This is a genomic window from Escherichia sp. E1V33 (assembly GCF_004211955.1).
Taxonomy (GTDB): Bacteria; Pseudomonadota; Gammaproteobacteria; order Enterobacterales; family Enterobacteriaceae; genus Escherichia.
This window is the reverse complement of sequence record NZ_RHJI01000052.1, coordinates 1-2253: the sequence shown is the minus strand read 5'-3', so window position 1 is coordinate 2253 and position 2253 is coordinate 1. Positions and strand designations below refer to the sequence as shown.

Here is a 2253-nt window from a genome sequence, read left to right as displayed (position 1 = left end):
ACGCCACAGGGTAGCCGCATTGCCCGTCGTGAATATGGTTCCCTGCTGTCGGCACTGATAGACCAGCCACAAAATCCGGCATTACGCCTGCAGGTCATGTCGGCAGTGTATGTGGCGCTGAGTCGCTGGGAGCCACGGCTGACGCTGGATTCCATCACCATCAACAGCAACTTTGACGGTTCTATGGTGGTGGAGCTGACCGGGCGGCGGAATAACGGTGTACCTGTGTCCCTTTCCGTATCAACAGGAGCAGAGAATGGCAGTGATTGACCTTTCGCAGTTGCCTGCACCGCAGATTGTGGATGTGCCGGACTTTGAGACGCTGCTTGCCGAACGCAAGGCAGAATTTGTGGCGCTTCATCCGAAAGATGAGCAGGAAGCAGTGATCCGCACGCTGGAACTGGAATCTGAACCCGTCACCAAATTGTTGCAGGAGAACGCTTATCGTGAGTTGCTTCTGCGCCAGCGCATTAACGAAGCCGCGCAGGCGGTGATGGCGGCTTATGCCATAGGGAGCGATCTGGACCAGCTCGCTGCCAATTACAACGTGAAACGCCTGACGGTGACGCCTGCTGATAATGACGCTGTGCCGCCCGTTGCGGCAGTGATGGAAAGTGATGAAGCGTTACGCCTGCGTGTGCCTGCAGCCTTTGAAGGGCTTTCAGTTGCGGGGCCAACTGCAGCTTATGAATTTCATGCCCGAAGCGCCGACGGTCGGGTGGCGGATGCCAGTGCAACCAGCCCGGCACCTGCAGAGGTGGTGCTGACTGTCCTTAGCCGCGAAGGCGACGGAACAGCAGAAAAAGACCTGCTGGATGTGGTGGAGAAAGCCCTGAACAGTGAGAACGTCCGCCCGGTGGCTGACCGTCTGACGGTTTGCAGCGCAGAAATCATCCCGTATCGCGTGGAAGCCACCATTTTTCTCTATCCGGGACCGGAAGCAGAGCCGGTAATGGCAGCGGCAAAAGCCAGCCTGCAGAAGTACATCGCCAGTCAGACGCGTCTTGGTCGGGATATTCGCCGTAGCGCCATCTTTGCCGCCCTGCATGTTGAGGGTGTGCAGCGTGTGGAGCTGGCTTCTCCTCTGGCGGATGTGGTCCTGAACAAAACACAGGCGGCATCATGTACGCAGTGGAGCGTAACCAACGGAGGAACGGATGAATAGTCTGCTGCCACCGGGTTCAACACCACTGGAGCGCCGACTGGCGCAGACCTGTAGCGGGATTTCTGATCTGCAGGTGCCGCTTCGTGACTTGTGGGATCCGGCAACCTGTCCGGTCAGTTTCCTGCCTTATCTCGCCTGGGCGTTCTCTGTGGATCGCTGGGACGAGGGCTGGACAGAAAGCGTCAAGCGCCAGGTGGTGAAGGATGCTTTTTATATTCATCAGCATAAAGGGACCACCAGTGCCGTGCGGCGGGTGGTGGAGCCGTTCGGCTTTCTGATCCGCATTATTGAGTGGTGGCAGACCGGAGAGGCACCGGGCACGTTTCGCCTGGATATCGGCGTGCAGGACCAGGGCATCACTGAAGATACCTATCAGGAACTTGAGCGACTGATAAGCGATGCCAAACCCTGCAGCCGTCACATGGTCGGCATGTCCATCAACCTGCAGACCAGTGGCCCGCATTGGGTAGGGGCCGCCAGCTATCTTGGTGAAGAAATCACGATCTATCCGTATATCAACGAAACAATTATTTCTGGCGGCACCGCGCATGAAGGCGGGGCAGTCCACGTTATTGACACTTTGAGAGTGAATCCATGAGCACAAAATTTTATACCCTGCTGACGGAGATTGGTGCGGCGAAACTTGCCAGCGCCACTGCACTTGGTGTGCCGCTTAAAATTACCCATATGGCGGTGGGGGATGGTGGTGGAGCATTGCCGACGCCGGACGCAAAGCAGACGGCACTGGTAAATGAGAAACGCCGGGCTGCGCTGAATATGCTCTATATCGACCCGCAGAACAGCAGCCAGATTATTGCTGAACAGGTGATCCCTGAAAACGAGGGCGGTTGGTGGATTCGTGAAGTGGGCCTGTTTGATGAATCCGGGGCATTGATTGCCGTGGGCAACTGCCCGGAAAGCTATAAGCCGCAACTGGCTGAAGGCAGCGGGCGCACCCAGACCGTGCGCATGGTGCTGATTACCAGCAGCACGGACAATATCACCCTGAAAATCGACCCTGCCGTAGTGCTGGCAACCCGCAAGTATGTGGATGATAAGGCACTGGAGCTGAAGGTGTACGTGGATGA

General features: G+C 57.0%; 4 protein-coding genes. All 4 read left to right on the top strand.

Going from position 1 to position 2253, the window contains the following annotated elements; all coding sequences use genetic code 11:
- On the top strand, nt 1–270 hold a 270-nt coding region (locus D9742_RS22865; RefSeq protein WP_130238332.1), incomplete at its 5' end, for a GPW/gp25 family protein.
- The gene (locus D9742_RS22860; RefSeq protein WP_130238331.1) at nt 257–1165 is read left to right on the top strand and encodes a baseplate assembly protein; all 909 of its coding nucleotides are present in this window, start codon (nt 257–259) and stop codon (nt 1163–1165) included. The genes D9742_RS22865 and D9742_RS22860, both read left to right, overlap by 14 nt.
- On the top strand, nt 1158–1763 hold the full coding sequence (locus D9742_RS22855; protein ID WP_130238330.1) for a phage tail protein I: 606 nt from the start codon (nt 1158–1160) through the stop codon (nt 1761–1763). The genes D9742_RS22860 and D9742_RS22855 overlap by 8 nt, the downstream gene beginning before the upstream one ends.
- A partial coding sequence (locus D9742_RS22850; RefSeq protein WP_205712883.1) for a phage tail protein occupies nt 1760–2253 on the top strand: 494 nt, incomplete at its 3' end. The genes D9742_RS22855 and D9742_RS22850, both read left to right, overlap by 4 nt.